At 64.0% G+C, this 14,169-nt stretch carries 13 protein-coding genes; 4 read left to right on the forward strand and 9 right to left on the reverse strand.

Features of this window, described 5'->3' with window-relative positions; translation table 11 throughout:
- Window positions 1–228: 228 nt before the first annotated feature.
- From K1X11_RS01180 to panD, 5 genes are all read right to left on the reverse strand, one after another.
- Window positions 229–1,173 (reverse strand): class II fructose-bisphosphate aldolase, encoded by a 945-nt coding sequence (locus K1X11_RS01180; RefSeq protein WP_221028964.1) that lies wholly within the window; start codon window positions 1,171–1,173, stop codon window positions 229–231.
- 214 nt (window positions 1,174–1,387) lie between these two features.
- Window positions 1,388–2,371, reverse strand: a complete 984-nt coding sequence (locus tag K1X11_RS01185) for a hypothetical protein (protein WP_221028963.1) — start codon at window positions 2,369–2,371, stop codon at window positions 1,388–1,390.
- Between the two features lie 267 nt (window positions 2,372–2,638).
- The gene (locus tag K1X11_RS01190; protein ID WP_221028962.1) at window positions 2,639–5,434 is read right to left on the reverse strand and encodes a type IA DNA topoisomerase; all 2,796 of its coding nucleotides are present in this window, start codon (window positions 5,432–5,434) and stop codon (window positions 2,639–2,641) included.
- A 117-nt stretch (window positions 5,435–5,551) separates the two neighbouring features.
- Complete coding sequence (locus tag K1X11_RS01195) at window positions 5,552–6,640, reverse strand: pyridoxal-phosphate-dependent aminotransferase family protein (protein ID WP_221028961.1); 1,089 nt, start codon at window positions 6,638–6,640, stop codon at window positions 5,552–5,554.
- Between the two features lie 53 nt (window positions 6,641–6,693).
- Window positions 6,694–7,062 carry an aspartate 1-decarboxylase gene (gene panD, locus K1X11_RS01200; protein ID WP_221028960.1) on the reverse strand — a complete coding sequence of 123 codons (369 nt, stop codon included), beginning with the start codon at window positions 7,060–7,062 and terminating at the stop codon, window positions 6,694–6,696.
- A gap of 81 nt (window positions 7,063–7,143) precedes the next feature.
- Here panD and lpxK point away from each other — a divergent pair, with 81 nt between their 5' ends.
- A complete protein-coding gene (lpxK, locus tag K1X11_RS01205; protein ID WP_221028959.1) occupies window positions 7,144–8,352 on the forward strand; it encodes a tetraacyldisaccharide 4'-kinase in 1,209 nt (402 codons plus the stop codon).
- A 16-nt stretch (window positions 8,353–8,368) separates the two neighbouring features.
- Here the strand turns inward: lpxK and K1X11_RS01210 are convergent, their stop codons facing one another.
- On the reverse strand, window positions 8,369–8,836 hold the full coding sequence (locus K1X11_RS01210) for a type II secretion system protein (protein ID WP_221028958.1): 468 nt from the start codon (window positions 8,834–8,836) through the stop codon (window positions 8,369–8,371).
- Window positions 8,837–8,975: 139 nt separating this feature from the next.
- On the opposite strand from K1X11_RS01210, the gene K1X11_RS01215 reads away from it, so the two are divergent.
- The 3 genes from K1X11_RS01215 (at window position 8,976) to K1X11_RS01225 (ending at window position 12,214) form a co-directional block, all read left to right on the forward strand.
- On the forward strand, window positions 8,976–10,106 hold the full coding sequence (locus K1X11_RS01215; protein WP_221028957.1) for an aminopeptidase: 1,131 nt from the start codon (window positions 8,976–8,978) through the stop codon (window positions 10,104–10,106).
- A 50-nt stretch (window positions 10,107–10,156) separates the two neighbouring features.
- Complete coding sequence (locus K1X11_RS01220; protein WP_221028956.1) at window positions 10,157–11,155, forward strand: adenosine deaminase family protein; 999 nt, start codon at window positions 10,157–10,159, stop codon at window positions 11,153–11,155.
- Between the two features lie 129 nt (window positions 11,156–11,284).
- Entirely contained in the window at window positions 11,285–12,214 is a 930-nt protein-coding gene (locus tag K1X11_RS01225; protein ID WP_221028955.1) for an RluA family pseudouridine synthase, read from the forward strand.
- Between the two features lie 51 nt (window positions 12,215–12,265).
- Here K1X11_RS01225 and K1X11_RS01230 read toward each other — a convergent pair whose 3' ends face one another.
- The 3 genes from K1X11_RS01230 to K1X11_RS01240 form a co-directional block, all read right to left on the reverse strand.
- Entirely contained in the window at window positions 12,266–13,210 is a 945-nt protein-coding gene (locus K1X11_RS01230) for a Ppx/GppA phosphatase family protein (protein ID WP_221028954.1), read from the reverse strand.
- A complete protein-coding gene (rsmI, locus tag K1X11_RS01235; protein ID WP_221028953.1) occupies window positions 13,207–13,920 on the reverse strand; it encodes a 16S rRNA (cytidine(1402)-2'-O)-methyltransferase in 714 nt (237 codons plus the stop codon). Before rsmI ends, K1X11_RS01230 begins: the two co-directional genes overlap by 4 nt.
- 71 nt (window positions 13,921–13,991) lie before the next feature.
- A complete protein-coding gene (locus K1X11_RS01240) occupies window positions 13,992–14,165 on the reverse strand; it encodes a hypothetical protein (RefSeq protein ID WP_221028952.1) in 174 nt (57 codons plus the stop codon).
- Between the last annotated feature and the right edge of the window lie 4 nt (window positions 14,166–14,169).

Here is a 14,169-nt window from a genome sequence, read left to right on the forward strand (position 1 = left end):
GCGCGTTTTTTGTTCAGCAAAACCGCAGGTTCGCGGTCGAAAGGCTCGGGGAGCGCGGGGTGGCAATCGTTCGTTGCTTCGCTGCGGGGATGTGATCAGGGATAGCGGCTCCAAGGCGGCGACGCTGCGGCTGGAGCGCGAGGGGAAGGCGGAAGAATGAGGGCAACAAAAAGCGCGCCCGGGATGCGGGCGCGCTGAGAGTGTTTTGGGCTCTGGATTCCTGAAGAATCAGAGGGAGGCGCGCAGGTCCTCAAGCTGGCCGGCGGAGCCGAGGAGCTCGTTGCGGCTGGCGATGAACTTGGCGTATTCCTCGATGAAGATCTTGCCCGGGGGACGGAAGTCGAAGGCGGAGGAGTTGTCCTTGAAGAACTCGCGGTGAACGCGGGTCCAGACGAGGCGACCGTCGGTGTCGATGTTGATCTTGGTCACGCCGAGTTTGGCGGCCGGGAGATACTCGTTCACGTCGACGCCCATGGAGTCCTGGATGGTGCCGCCGGCCGCGTTGATGCGGGCGACTTCGTCCTGCGGGACGGAGGAGGAACCGTGCATGACGAGCGGGAAGCCTTCCATGCGGCTCTTGATCTTCTCGAGCACATCGAAGTGCAGGGACTGCTTGCCCTTGAACTTGAAGGCGCCGTGGGAGGTGCCGATGGCGCAGGCGAGGGAGTCACAGCCGGTGAGCTTCACGAATTCCTCGGCCTCGGCCGGGTCGGTCAAGCAGGCGTTACCTTCTTCGACGACGATGTCTTCCTCGACGCCGCCGAGCATACCGAGCTCGGCCTCGACGGAGAGACCCTTGGCGTGAGCGGCTTCAACGACGCGCTTGGTGATGGCGACGTTTTCCTCGAACGGGTCGTGGGAGGCGTCGATCATGACGGAGCTGTAGAAGCCGGAGTTGATGCAGTCGTAGCAGGTCTCTTCGTCACCGTGGTCGAGGTGCACCGCGAAGATGGCCTCCGGGAAGATCTCGTCGGCGGCACGGATGATGGCCTCGAGCATCTTCTTGTCGGTGTATTTGCGGGCACCCTTGGAAATCTGGATGATGAAGGGAGCCTTCGAGTCGATGCAGCCTTTGAAGAGGCCCATCGCCTGCTCGGCGTTATTGATGTTATAAGCTCCGACGGCGTATTTGCCGTAAGCGTGCTTAAAGAGCTGTGCGGTGGTTACGATCATGGTTTATGAGGGAAACTGATAGTGAAACTGACTGACCGAAAGGTCACGCTATCGGCGTCGTGAAACGAGCGGCAAGGTGTTTTTAACCGACCCGACAGGTGTTTACGCTGCAGCCCTTGCCGGGCGTTGCGCGAATGTTGCGAGATCGCGCGGTCGTTGCGCAAAACGCTGAGGAGTCGAACGGTAGCGCGAACGACGGTGGTGGGCTGGCGATTCAGCCGCCGGGAGGCGGGGTCGGGGCACCGCCCCCGCGCTGGGCGCGAAACTCGGCCCGCATGGCGTTGCGCACGGTGGCGGCGGCTTGTTGTTCGGCCTGCAGGTCGCGCAGGGCGTTGACTTGGTCGGGCGCGAGCACGCCCGTGGCGCGGACAATCATGTCGTCGGTGATCGGGGTGGAGCTGTTGCCTCCGCCCCGGCCAAAGAAGCGGGAGTTGCCGCTATCGCCCGTGTCGCCTGCAGCCTGGGCCATGATGGTGACCAAGGCTTCGCTCTGGGCGGTATTGAGCGGCGTGCCGGCGTAGGAGAGGCGGTCGGCGAGGTCGGCCACCACGTTGCGCTGGGCGGTGGTTTGCTCGTATTGATTGAGGGTGGCAAAGGCGTCTTCGCCGATCGTGGCGCGAATATCGGCGTCGATCTCGGCTTGGGTGGCGGCGATGAGGTCGTCGATCTCGCCTCGGTTTTCGCGGCCGAGGCCCTCGGCGCGGGCGGCGGAAAAGACGTCGCGGGGGACGTTTTGTTTCTCGGCCAGCAGGTCCTTCAGGGCGGTAAGTTGGGCAGGGGGGAGATTGAGCTGGGCGAAGAGGGCGGCGTAGCGGTTGTCGAGTCCGGCGCGTTGCTGGGTGCGCATGGCTTCGGCGAACTGGGGATCCTGCAGCAGGCGCTCCATGATGACGCCGGGATCGCGACGGTTGCCGCGGTCGCGACGCGGAGGACCTCCGGCGTCGTCGGTCGCGCTGTCGTCGAACGCGAAGTCTTCGGAGCCGGGGGCGGAGCGTTCGTCGAGGTGGCCCGGTTTTGGCGCGGAATCTGGGGCGGGCGGAGGCGTGGTGGCGGCGAGCTTTTCGGCGGCTTGGTTTTGCGCGGCGGCGAGTTCGGCGGCGAGGGCTTCGGCTCGCTGGTATTGTTGCCAGGCGAAACCGGCGGCGGTCACGGTGGCGAGGCCGAGAATGGCAAGGGCGGCGAGTCGGGGCGAAGGCATGTCCTACGATAGACGGCGGAGGACGGGGGAAGTTTCAAGCACGGGGCGGAAATGGCGGTGGGGCGGGCGGTGTAGTGGAGGTGGCGCCGAGGCTGGAAGCCTCGGCCACGGGGCAGGGCACGGGGGGCGAGCGGAGGGGCAGGGTGGAGCGGCCGAGACGGCCGCTGCTACATCCCCGCAATAGGTCGTTGCGCTTAAGCCGGAGGCGAAAGCGTGGCCCAACGTCTCGCTGTCGCGCTCCGTAGAAGTCGATTTTGAGTTCTCTCCTCAGCGAGGCGGAAACTCAAAATCCGCTTTGGCTTTGGTTTTGGAGAGGACGAGGTGGGCGTTGAATTTGCTGCCGCGCTTGGAGACGAAGCCTTCGAGGACCGGGGTTTTGCCGTCTTTGAGCAGGGTCTCGATCTCGGGTTGGGTGATCTCGCGGTCGCAGAGTTTCTTCTTCACCTCAAACACCACGCGGGGCTCGTTCTCGGCGCCGCTGGGTTTGGTGACGACCCAGGCGTCCTTGGTGGACTGGAGCTGGGCTTCGTCGCCATGCGCCGGACTGGGGCCGATGAGGGTGGCTTTGGTCGGATCGAATTTCTTCTTCTCGCGGGTCTTGGCACCGGGTTTGGCCTCGCGAGGCGGGAACTCCCAGCGGACGCGGTTGCCGGCTTTGAGCAGGAAGGCATCGAAGGGGCGGCCGCGCTTGGAGATGAAACCTTGGATGAGGTCGGATTTGCCCGTCTCGACCATCTTGATGGCCTGATCGCGGGTGACCTCTTTTTGGCACATGATGCGGCCGACGCGGAAGACGCGCTTGTAGTCGTCGCCGTCTTTTTCGCGGAGGATGAAGTTGGTGGAGTCCTCGCAGAGCTCCTGGCCGGTCTTGGGATCGGTCCAGAACGGTTCGAGTTCGCCGAGGTCCTCTTCCTTTTGGCCGAAGTCGAGTTCGACCTTCTTTTTGCCCTCTTCGCCGTTGTCGACGAGCTTGAGCTTGGCCGGGAAGTGTTTGCCGGTGCGGGCGGAAACGAAACCGTCGATGGGGCCAACCTCGCCGGCGGTGACGAGTTCGCGGATCTCGGGCTCTTCGAGACGGCGACCGCTGGTGACCTTGTAGACCAGGATGCTGCCGTCCTGCGAACGGTAGGTGCGCAGGGTCTCGAGCATGGGTTTGCCGTCGGAGGGCGAGACGATGTCGGTCTCGCGGACGTCGCCGTCCTCTTCGTTGAAGTTCTTGGTGCGGTCGACGACGCCCTCGGTGACCTTGACGATCTCCTGCATGAAGGTGTCGCGATCGTAGCGGCCAAACTCCATCTGGCGCAGCTTGTATTCCCAATCGCCGGTCATGTCGGGCTTGGTGAGGTCGTCGGCCTGGACGGCGTGGAGGAACTCGAGGAGCTGCTCGGCTTTGGCGGTGGGGATGAGGTCGCGTTGTTCGCGCTCGAGATACTTTTGGCGGATGAGGCCGTCGATGGTGTCGGCACGGGTGGCCGGGGTGCCGAGGCCGCGTTCCTTCATGGCTTCGGCGAGTTCCTCGGAATCGACGAGCTTACCGGCGGTTTCCATGGCGGAGAGCAGGGTGGCTTCCGTGTAGCGCGCGGGCGGCTTGGTCTGCTCGGCGTGAAGGATCGCTTCGAGGGTCTTGGCGTCTTCGCCGTCGGCGACGGCGGGCAAGGTTTTGTCCTTGGAGTTGCCGGGAGCGGCGACGGCGGAATCGGCGGCATCGCGGCCGTAGACGCCGAGCCAGCCCGGCTCGGTGAGGACCTTGCCGTCGGTCTTAAATTGGTGTTCGCCGGCGACGGTGGAGATGCGGGTGGTGACGTCGAACTTGGCAACCGGGAAGAACGCCGCGACGAAGCGGCGGGCGATCATGTCGTAGACCTTGGCCTCGAGGTCATCGAGTTTACGCGGCTCGGCGGTGGTGGGGATGATCGCAAAGTGATCGGAGATCTGCGCGTTGTTGAAGATGCGTTTGTTGGGGCGCACCCAGCCGTTGTTGAGGGCGGTGGAGGCGTGTTCGCCGAGGTCGCCGTCGAGTTTGCGCAGGGTTTCCTGGCAGGTGGGGATGTAGTCCTCCGGCAGCGCGCGGGAATCCGTGCGCGGGTAGGTGATCATCTTGTGCTTCTCGTAGAGCGCCTGGGCGATCTGGAGGGTGCGGCGGGCGGAGATGCCGAAGCGGTTGTTGGCCTCGCGCTGCAGGGTGGTGAGGTCGTAGAGGCGCGGCGCGATCTGGGTCGTGGCCTTCTTTTCCTCGGTGACGACGGCGGGCGGCTGGCCGGCGCAGGCTTCCACCACGGTCTTGGCGGAGGCTTCGTCCCAGAGGCGATCGACGCGGTCGTGTTCGCCGGACTTTTTGAAGTTGGGGCGTTGGTAAACACCCTCGTAGTTGCCGGCACCCACTTGGAAGGTGGCGGTGACGCGCCAGAAGTCTTCCGGCTTAAAATTGCGGATCTCGAGCTCGCGATTGACGAGCAGGGCGAGTGTCGGGGTCTGGACGCGGCCGACGGAGGCAACGTTGCCGGCGCGAGAGCCAAACATGCGTTTGGTGAGGGCGCGGGTGCCGTTGATGCCGATGAGCCAGTCGGACTCGGAGCGGCAGCGGGCGGCGTCGGCGAGGCCGGCCATCTGTTCGCCGTCGCGGAGGTTTTCGAAGGCGGTGCGGATGCCCTCGGGGGTCATCGTTTGCATCCAAGCGCGCTTCACCGGGAGCTTCGATTTGGCGAGCTGGTAAATATAGGTGAAGATGAGCTCACCCTCGCGCCCGGCGTCGCAGGCGTTGATGACTTGATCGATGTCCTTGCGCTTCAGCTGCTTCTTGAGGGTTTTGAGCTTATCCTCGGAGGCCTTGATGGGCTTGAGACCGAAGGTGGTTGGGACGATGGGCAGCGTCTCGAGGCGCCAGTAGCCGTATTTCTTCTTGTCGATGTCTTCGGGCATCTCGAGTTCCACGAGGTGACCGACAGCGGCGGCGATGACGTAGTCGTCGTTTTCGTAGACGTCGCCCTTCTTGGGGACTCGACCGAGGGCTCGGGCCAAGTCTTGGGCTACGCTGGGTTTTTCGGCGACGACAAGGGACTTCATATAAGGGGGGCGAGCGGTAAGGGGGCTCGCTAGGTAAGATCAAGGCTTAGTTTTCGGAGAAAAAAAACGGGCGGACCGAGGTCCGCCCGAAATCGAGGTGCAAATAGCTGGCTGCAATCAGCCTTCGAGGACCGGCGTTTTGGCCATGGCGGCGACCACGGAGTCGAGCATGGCGGCGATGGTTTCGTCGGTTTCGTCACCCATGTTGGAGATGCGGAAGGTCTTGCCCTTCAGCTTGCCGTAACCGCCGTCGATGACGAGGGCGTGCTCGGACTTGAGGGTCTTGTTGAGCGCGGGCAGGTCGATGTTGCGGGTGTTGGCGAAGCAGTTGAGGGAGAGGGAGCCGTATTCAGGAGCCGGGAAGAGTTCGAAGCCCTGGGCGCCGATAGTCTCGCGGACCTTGGCGTTGAGGCGGGCGTGGCGGGCAAAGCGGGTCTCCATACCCTCGGTCATGATGTCCTCGAGCTTGGACTTGAGGGCATAGATGTGAGGGATGTTGGGCGTGGAGGGGGTCATGCCCTTCTCGTGGTTGGCGTGGAATTCGAGCAGGTCGAAGTAGTAACCCCGGTTGGCCACGGTGGCGGCGCGCTCGCGGGCGCGGTCGGAGACGGAGCAGAGGGCGAGACCGGGGGGCAGGGCGAGGGCCTTCTGCGAGCCGGTGATCATGATATCGATGCCGAGCTCGTCCTTCGCGATCGGCACGGCGCTGAAGGAGCTGACGGTGTCGACGATGGAGATGACCTCGGGGAACTCACGCACGACGGCCATGACGGCGGCGAGGTCGGTCATGGTGCCGGTGGAGGTCTCGTTGTGAATGAGGGTGATGGCGTCGTAGCCGCCCTTGGAGAGCTCGGCACGGACGGCCTCGGGATCGACGGGCTGGCCCCAGTCAAATTTGAGCGCGGTGGCGTCGAGTCCGTTGCGCTTGGCGACGTCGTTCCACTTGTCGGAGAAGGCGCCGTTCATGCAGTTGAGGACCTTCTTGGCGCACACGTTGTTGAGCGCGCCTTCCATGATCCCCCACGCAGAACTGGTGGAGAGGTAGACCGGATCGGTCGTCATGAACAGCTTCTGCAGATCCGGTTGGACGGACTGGTAGAGCTTCACGAAATCCGGGGAGCGGTGGCCGATGGGGGCCGACATGAGGGCACGCAGGGTCTTCTCAGACACGGCGATGGGACCGGGGATGAACAGTTTGTAGCTCATGGAAAGGAAACGGCGGTAGAGGGGCGGGGTGGCTCGAGGAAGGAAGTGTCGGCTCAGACGGTGGGACGCTTGATGATCTTTTGGTTCTCATCGCCCAGGACGAGCACCTTGGGCTGCCAGGCATCGGCTTCGGTGGCGGCGTCGAAGTGGGCGAAGGCCATGATCGTGACCAAGTCGCCGCGCTTGCCGAGATGGGCGGTGGCGCCGTTGAGGGAAATGGCCTTGGAGCCGGCGGGGGCGGCGATGGCGTAGGTCTCGAAACGTTCGCCGTTGGCCATGTTGCCCACGAGGATCTTTTGGAATTCGCGGAGGCCGACGAGATCCATAAATTCGCGGTCGATCGCGAGGCTGCCTTCGTAGTGCAGCGACAGATCGGTCACCGTTGCCCGGTGAATCTTGGAATGGAGGAGATTGAGTTGCATGCGGCGAGTGCGGTCGCGATAGAGAACAGCGAGCAAAGCCGCTCGCCTCGTCCGCCGTCAATTGCCTATTCCCGCCCCTAAATGTCCAGTCCGTGGCTTAAGCAGAAGCTGATCTCATTTGAGCAGTTTGCAATCGATGTAGTTTACGGAAGACGGGACGACCTGCCGGCCGTGGTGTTCGCAGGTTTTTTGCAGGGTATGTCCTACCTCTTTACCGGCGTGGTGAAGTTGCGCTGGTGGCTCTACCGCAAGCGGGTGCTGCATGACCAACATCTGGGCTGCCTCGTGGTGGTGGTGGGCAACCTCACCGTGGGCGGAACGGGCAAAACTCCGGTGGTGGAGAAGTTTGCGCGGGCGCTGCGCGATCGAGGGCGTCGCGTGGCGATCCTGAGTCGCGGCTACAAGAGCAAGGCTCCGCCGATGTGGAAGAAGTGGTGGTTTTGGCTCACCCATACGGCCGAGCCGCCGCCGCGGGTGGTGAGCGACGGCAAGGAGGTGTTGCTCGACAGCGAACAGGCCGGCGACGAGCCCTACATGCTGGCGCGCAACCTCCCGGGCGTCCATGTGCTGGTGGACAAAAACCGGGTGAAGGCCGGGGAATACGCCATCAAGCGCTTCGGCTGCGACACGCTCATTCTGGACGACGGTTTTCAATACCTGCCCTTGAAGGGACGGCTCAATCTCCTGCTGGTCGATAAGACGAATCCCTTCGGCAACGGCTTCCTGCTGCCGCGCGGGATCCTGCGCGAACCGATCACGCATCTGAAGCGGGCCAGCTATGTGTTTTTGACCAAGAGCAATGGGCGCCGCGACACGGAGCTTGAGGAGCTCATTCAACGCCACAATCCCGGCGTGGACGTCATCGAATGCACGCACCGGCCCCAGTATTTGCAGCGCTTGGGCGAACCGCCGGAGACGGCAGCGACGCGTCTGCCACTGGAAGATTTGCAGGGCAAACGGGTGGGGGCGTTCAGCGGCATCGCGACGCCGGAGAGTTTTGAGAAATTTCTCCGCGATCTTGGGGCGGACATCGTGTTCACACGGCGGTTTCTGGACCACTACCGCTTCGTGCCGTCCGACTTTGTGGAAATCTTCAGCGCGGGTCTGGAGCAAAAGGTCGACATGATCGTGACGACCGAAAAGGACGCCGTTCGTATCGACAGCGAGATGCCGTGTCCGGTGCCGATCTACTACCTGCGGCTCGAGATCGACATCCTGCACGGCGCCGACGACTTCGACGAAGCGGTCGGGCGGCTGTGCTTCGAAGCAGCCCGGACCCCTGACCGATAAACCGAGCGGTCAGCTTTTATCGCTCCAGCACGTAGACGGGGGTCCCGCCGTCTTTGAAAAATATGCCCGTGGTCAGATCTCCGTCGTCGAGCATGGCGTCGAGTTGGCGCAGACGGTCGTCGGCGTAGGAGCAGTTGGAGAGCACGATGGCGGCGTTGAACATCGGGGTGGCGACTTCCCAGTCCCATTGAATGTTGCCCGCCGCGGTTAAGGTCCACGCGTCGGATTTGAGATAGGATGCCATTCCGGGCGGAATCACCCCGGCATTGGCGTCGGCGGGCCAGAGGCCGTTCTCGAGGGAGTATTGTTCGAAAGCGGAAGAGAAGGTGCGGAGGTCGTTCACCAGCGTGGTGTGCTCCGTCTTTTGGGTTACGCGAGTGAAGGCGGGGAGGGCGACGGCGGCGAGGAGACCGATGATAACGACCGCGATCATGATCTCCACCAAGGTGAAGGCGCGGGTTTGGCTGTGGGGTAAAATCCTCATGCTGATGACGAAAAGCGTGGGCGCGCGCCTATCCCCGAGTCAACGGCGCCGGGCGGCGCAAATTGCGCAGCATCAACTACGTAGTTGACCAACCTTTCGCCCTTGCGGCGGAGCGGGAGTGGCGCGATAGGTTCGCACCATGTTAATTGACCCCCGTTTCGATGATCTGGCGGCCGGCCTCACCGGCTTTTCCACCAAGCTCAAGCGCGGTGAACGCGTCTTGATTGATGCCTTCGACGTGCCCGATGCCATGGTCATCGCGCTGGTGCGTGCCGCCCGCAAACGCGGTGCGGTGCCCTACGTGCAGGTCCACCGGGCCCGCATCACGCGCGAGCTCATGTTGGGCGCCACGATGGAAGACTACCTGCCGCACTCCGCCGTCGAGCTGAAGCGCATGCAGGACATGGACGCCTACATCGCGCTGCGTGGCTCGGATAACATTTTTGAGAACTCCGACGTGCCGTCCGATCGCGTGCAGGCCGTGGCCCGCGCCATGAAGCCCGTGCTCGACCACCGCGTGAACGACACCAAGTGGGTCGTGCTGCGCTGGCCGACTTCGGCGATGGCCCAGCAGGCGGCGATGAGCACGGAGGCCTTCGAGGACTTTTACTTCCGCGTCTGCACCCTCGACTACGCCCGCATGATTCCGGGCATGCGCGCCCTCAACAAACTCATGTGCAAGACCGACGTCGTGCACATCAAGGGCCCGGGCACCGATCTGCGTTTTTCGATCAAGGGCATCGGCGCGAGCTCCTGCGGTGGCGATCGCAACATCCCCGATGGAGAGGTGTTCTCCTGCCCGGTGAAGGACAGTGTGGAAGGCGTCATCCAATACAACGCGCCGACCGTTTACCTCGGTTCGTCCTTCGACGGCATCAAGCTCGAGTTCAGCAAGGGCAAGGTGGTCAACGCCACCGCCAGCACGCCCAAGGCCACCAAGCGCCTCAACGAGATCCTCGATAGCGACGAGGGCGCACGCTACATCGGTGAATTCGCGATTGGCTTCAACCCGCACATCCTCGAGCCGATGCGCGACATTCTCTTCGACGAGAAGATCGCCGGCTCCTTCCACTTCACGCCCGGCCAGGCCTACGCCGACTGCGGCAACGGCAACAAGTCGCAGGTGCACTGGGACATGGTCTGCATCCAGCGTCCCGAATACGGCGGCGGCGAGATCTGGTTCGACGGCAAGCTCATCCGCAAGGACGGCCTCTTCGTGCCGAAGTCCCTGGACAAGCTCAACCCGGACTACCTGCTGGGTAAGGCCTGAGCGCACCGCTGCGCTGCATCCGTTCGTCACGAAAGTCTGAATACGTCGTCATGGCCGCATCCTCGCTCCGCGCCTTCATCCGGGCGCTGCCCAAAACCGAAACGCATCTGCACATCGAAGGTTCGCTCGATTATGGGTTGTTGCGGGCGTGGGATCCGGCGCGCTTTGCGGCCGACCCGGCGTGGCGACGACCGGAGTTTCGTTTCGAGTCCTTCCCGAAGTTCGACGAGATTCTGCTGGGGCACGCCCTGCCGTGGTTTGATTCACCGGAGCGTTATTACGAAGCGGCCCGGGTGACCTTTGCCCAACACGTTGCGCAGAACGTGCGCTACGTGGAGACCAGCTTCCACCTCGGCATCGTCGAATTCCTGCCGGTGAGTGGCCGTGAGATCATCGCGGCCATTCGCGCGGCGGTGCCGCCGGGACTCGAAGTGCGGATCTTCGCGGGCATGCTGCGCAACAACTACCACGGTGCGGTCAAAGATGTGATCGACGAGATGCACACCTGGGACGAACTGGCCGGCATCGACCTGCACGGGTTTGAGCAGGTGCCAACCGAAGCCTGGAGTGAATCGGTGTGGCAGCGGGCGCGGGAAGCCGGCAAAGTCACCAAGTGCCACGCCGGCGAATTTGACGGTGCGGCGCGCGTGCGGGAAGCGATCGAAGTGCTCGGCGTCACCCGCGTGCAGCACGGCGTGCGCGCGATCGAAGATGACGCGGTGGTGGCGCTCGCCGCCGAACGCGGCGTGACCTTCGACGTGTGTCCGCTCAGCAACGTCAAACTGCAGGTGGTGGACTCCATCGCGACGCACCCGCTGCGGCGCCTGCGGGCGGCGGGCGTCAATTGCACGGTCAGCTCCGACGACCCGCTCGCTTTTGGCAACAAGGTGAGTGACGACTACGAAGCCCTCGCGACCGAAGGAGACTTCAGCTTCGCCGAGCTGGCCGACATCGCCAAAGCCGGTTGGCGCGTGGCCGATGTTTCGGCCGAGACGCGGGCGACGATGGAGCAGGAAATCGACGCCGTGCTGGCGCGGTTTACGGCGTAATGCAGACGGCGACCTTACAGGCATTGTCGGGCATAAAGCCCGACCCACAGCTACAGTGTTGGTATCGAACCGACAATGTGGGTCGGGCTTTACGCCCGACATTTATCGTATCGGAGAACCCACTACGTCATGAGTGAAGCGTCCAAACAGTTTGTGGTGCCTGATTCGATTCCGCGGGCGCGCGTGGACAAGGCGCTGGCGGTGGCGTTTCCCGAGCAGAGCCGGGCGGCTTGGCAGCGGGCGCTCGATGCGGGACTGGTTTCACGCGAGGGCGTCGTGCTCGTGCGCAAAGACGAAGTGCGCGCAGGCGACGTGATCGACTACGCCATGCCGGCGGTTGAGCCGACCGAACTCACGCCGACGGACATTCCGTTGGAGACACTCTTCGAGGATGAGCATCTGTTGGTCGTCAACAAACCGGCGGGCATGGTGGTGCATCCGGGGGCGGGCACGGGAGACGATACTTTGGTGCACGCGCTGTTGGCGCATTGTGCAGGGGAGTTGAGCGGCATCGGCGGCGTGGAGCGGCCGGGTATCGTGCATCGACTCGATCGCGATACGACCGGCGCGATCGTCGTCGCCAAAAGCGACGCGGCGCACCGCGGGCTGGCCGAGCAATTTGCCGAGCGGCACCTGCACAAGGAATACCTCGCGCTGGCGAGCGGCACGCCGCGGCTGCTGAGCGGCTCCATCGACCGCGCCATCTCGCGGCATCCGCAGCACCGGCATCGCATGACCACGGGCGAAGGCGGCAAGCCGGCCCGGACCGACTGGTTCGTTGAAGATAAATTTCCGACCTACAATGTGACGCTGTTTCGCTGTCACATTCACAGCGGTCGCACGCACCAGATCCGGGTGCACTTGAAGTCGATCGGGCATCCGCTGCTCGGCGATCGCACCTATGGCTGGCGGCCGGACGACCGGCTGCCGATCGCACCCGAGCGCGTGATGTTGCACGCAGCCTACCTGAAGTTTTTGCACCCGGTCACCGCGCGTTCGATCGAGATCAAAGCGCCATTGCCGGAGGATTTTTCCAAGCTGATGGACGCCCTGCGGTAGGGTTGAGCTGCGGCGCTCTCTAAGGATGAGAGGGCCGGCTGAAGACCGGCCCTACGGCAAAGTCAGTGCTTCGCTGGCGATGCCCCAGCGCAGGTTGTAGAAGGAGTGCTGGAAGGCTTCGAAACCGCCAAACTCGGCCAGGGCGAGCACGGTGGCGAGGGCGGTCGGCATGACGTCGGCGCGGCGCGCGGGCAGGCCCGGAATCTGTTGGCGTTCGGCCAACGGCAGGCGACCGAGCTTTTTGAGCAAGGCGGCGAGCAGTTCGGCCGTCACGCGGGCCTGAGTTTCCTTCAAGGTGAGATTGCGGGCCTCGGCGACGATGGCGCGGGTCGTGGTCACGGTGCCGCCGCAGAAAACGGCGGGGGTGCCGGCGGGCGCAAAATCGAGTCCGGCTTCCCGCAGGGCGTCGCTCACGTAGGCGCGGATCTTCGCGTCGTCTTCGGGCGAAAGCGGTTGGGCGGGATCGGCGACGAGGCGTTCGGTCAGTCGCACGCAGCCCAGCGGCAAACTGATGGCACGCACCGGCTCGCGGTCTTTGAAGCTGAGGCATTCGAGACTGCCGCCGCCGAGGTCGAAGACATGAAAGTCGGTCCAAGCGGCGAGGGCCGGATCGCAGAGCAGACCGCGGCCGATGTAGCGGGCTTCCTCGTCGCCGCTGAGGATGCGCAGCTCGAGTCCGGTTTCGGACTGGATGCGGGCGGCAAACTCGGCGCCATTGGCGGAATCGCGCACGGCGCTGGTCGCGACGACGGTGAGTTGATTCGGCTCGTGGGCGCGGCACATCGCGGCCAGTTCGGCCACGGCGGCGGCGCCTGCAGCCATGGCTTCAGCGGTGAGGCGCGGTTGGTCGGCGTTGAGGCCGGTGCCGATGCGGGTATCGAGAGTGCGTTGCTCGAGGGCGACGATACGACCATCCTCGCGGCGGGTGGCGACGAGAGCTTTGATCGAGTTGGACCCGATGTCGATGACGGCGGTGGACGGGCTGACGAGCATCATAGCGTGAAGGAAGCGGGGGCGATGAGGACGACAAACTCACCCTTGCGGCTGGCCTTGAGGAGTTGGTCGCAGACCTCGCCGGCGGGACCGACCCAGAAAGTCTCGTGGAGTTTGGTCAGCTCCTTGGCGATGCAGACGACGCGCTCGGGACCTAGGGTGTCGACGATCTCGCGGGCGAACTTGTCGATGCGGTGGCAGCTCTCGTAGAGCGCGAGGGTGTAGTCGAAATCCTGATACTTGGTGAGAAAGGTGATGCGGGCGGCGGACTTGGGCGGGAGGAAGCCGGCGAAGAGGAAACCGTTGGTAGGCAGGCCGGCGGCGCAGAGCGCGGTGGTGAGGGCGCAGGGGCCGGGCACGGGCACGACCGGGAGTTGGCGGCGGCGGCAGGCGCGCACGAGACGGAAACCCGGATCGCTGAGTGCGGGCGTCCCGGCGTCGCTGACGACGGCGACGGATTTGCCGGCGGCAAGTTGTTCGGCGAGGCGTTCGGCGGCTTCGGTTTCGTTGTGATCGTGGTAGGCGATCAACTCCCGGCGCAGGCCGAGGCGGGTGAGCATGGCGCCGGTGGTGCGAGTGTCCTCGCAGGCAACCAAATCGACGGCGCCGAGAATGGCGCGGGCGCGGTCGGTGAGATCGGCCAGATTGCCGATGGGCGTCGCCACCACGTAGAGGTGGCCGGGAGTGGGAGTGAGCGACGCGTTGTCAGACATGGGCACAAAAAATCCGGTGCCGCGGGGCACCGGATGGCGAGTGAAAAGTGGGCGGATGGCGGGCGAGTCGCTTAGCGAATGCCGGAGCCCTTGCCGGTGCCCATACCCGGAACCTGACCTTCCCAGTTGGCGGGGCGGCTCCACGGAATGGAGGAGTCGGCGTCGGTCTGGCTGGTGCAGCCCGTGAGGAGGAAGGAGCCGGCGATCCCGGCCAGGGCGAGGAAGAGGCGGAAGAGCAGTTTCATGACT

Source organism: Actomonas aquatica, from assembly GCF_019679435.2.
Taxonomy (GTDB): domain Bacteria; phylum Verrucomicrobiota; class Verrucomicrobiia; order Opitutales; family Opitutaceae; genus Actomonas; species Actomonas aquatica.

What these genes read in the sequence shown, in the direction of transcription:
- K1X11_RS01210 (WP_221028958.1), bottom strand. Translation starts at nt 8,836, where the DNA reads ATGAGGATTTTACCCCACAGCCAAACCCGCGCCTTCACCTTGGTGGAG.
- K1X11_RS01190 (WP_221028962.1), bottom strand. Translation starts at nt 5,434, where the DNA reads ATGAAGTCCCTTGTCGTCGCCGAAAAACCCAGCGTAGCCCAAGACTTG.
- lpxK (WP_221028959.1), top strand. Translation starts at nt 7,144, where the DNA reads ATGTCCAGTCCGTGGCTTAAGCAGAAGCTGATCTCATTTGAGCAGTTT.
- K1X11_RS01230 (WP_221028954.1), bottom strand. Translation starts at nt 13,210, where the DNA reads ATGATGCTCGTCAGCCCGTCCACCGCCGTCATCGACATCGGGTCCAAC.
- panD (WP_221028960.1), bottom strand. Translation starts at nt 7,062, where the DNA reads ATGCAACTCAATCTCCTCCATTCCAAGATTCACCGGGCAACGGTGACC.
- K1X11_RS01225 (WP_221028955.1), top strand. Translation starts at nt 11,285, where the DNA reads ATGAGTGAAGCGTCCAAACAGTTTGTGGTGCCTGATTCGATTCCGCGG.
- K1X11_RS01180 (WP_221028964.1), bottom strand. Translation starts at nt 1,173, where the DNA reads ATGATCGTAACCACCGCACAGCTCTTTAAGCACGCTTACGGCAAATAC.
- K1X11_RS01220 (WP_221028956.1), top strand. Translation starts at nt 10,157, where the DNA reads ATGGCCGCATCCTCGCTCCGCGCCTTCATCCGGGCGCTGCCCAAAACC.
- K1X11_RS01215 (WP_221028957.1), top strand. Translation starts at nt 8,976, where the DNA reads ATGTTAATTGACCCCCGTTTCGATGATCTGGCGGCCGGCCTCACCGGC.
- rsmI (WP_221028953.1), bottom strand. Translation starts at nt 13,920, where the DNA reads ATGTCTGACAACGCGTCGCTCACTCCCACTCCCGGCCACCTCTACGTG.
- K1X11_RS01185 (WP_221028963.1), bottom strand. Translation starts at nt 2,371, where the DNA reads ATGCCTTCGCCCCGACTCGCCGCCCTTGCCATTCTCGGCCTCGCCACC.
- K1X11_RS01240 (WP_221028952.1), bottom strand. Translation starts at nt 14,165, where the DNA reads ATGAAACTGCTCTTCCGCCTCTTCCTCGCCCTGGCCGGGATCGCCGGC.
- K1X11_RS01195 (WP_221028961.1), bottom strand. Translation starts at nt 6,640, where the DNA reads ATGAGCTACAAACTGTTCATCCCCGGTCCCATCGCCGTGTCTGAGAAG.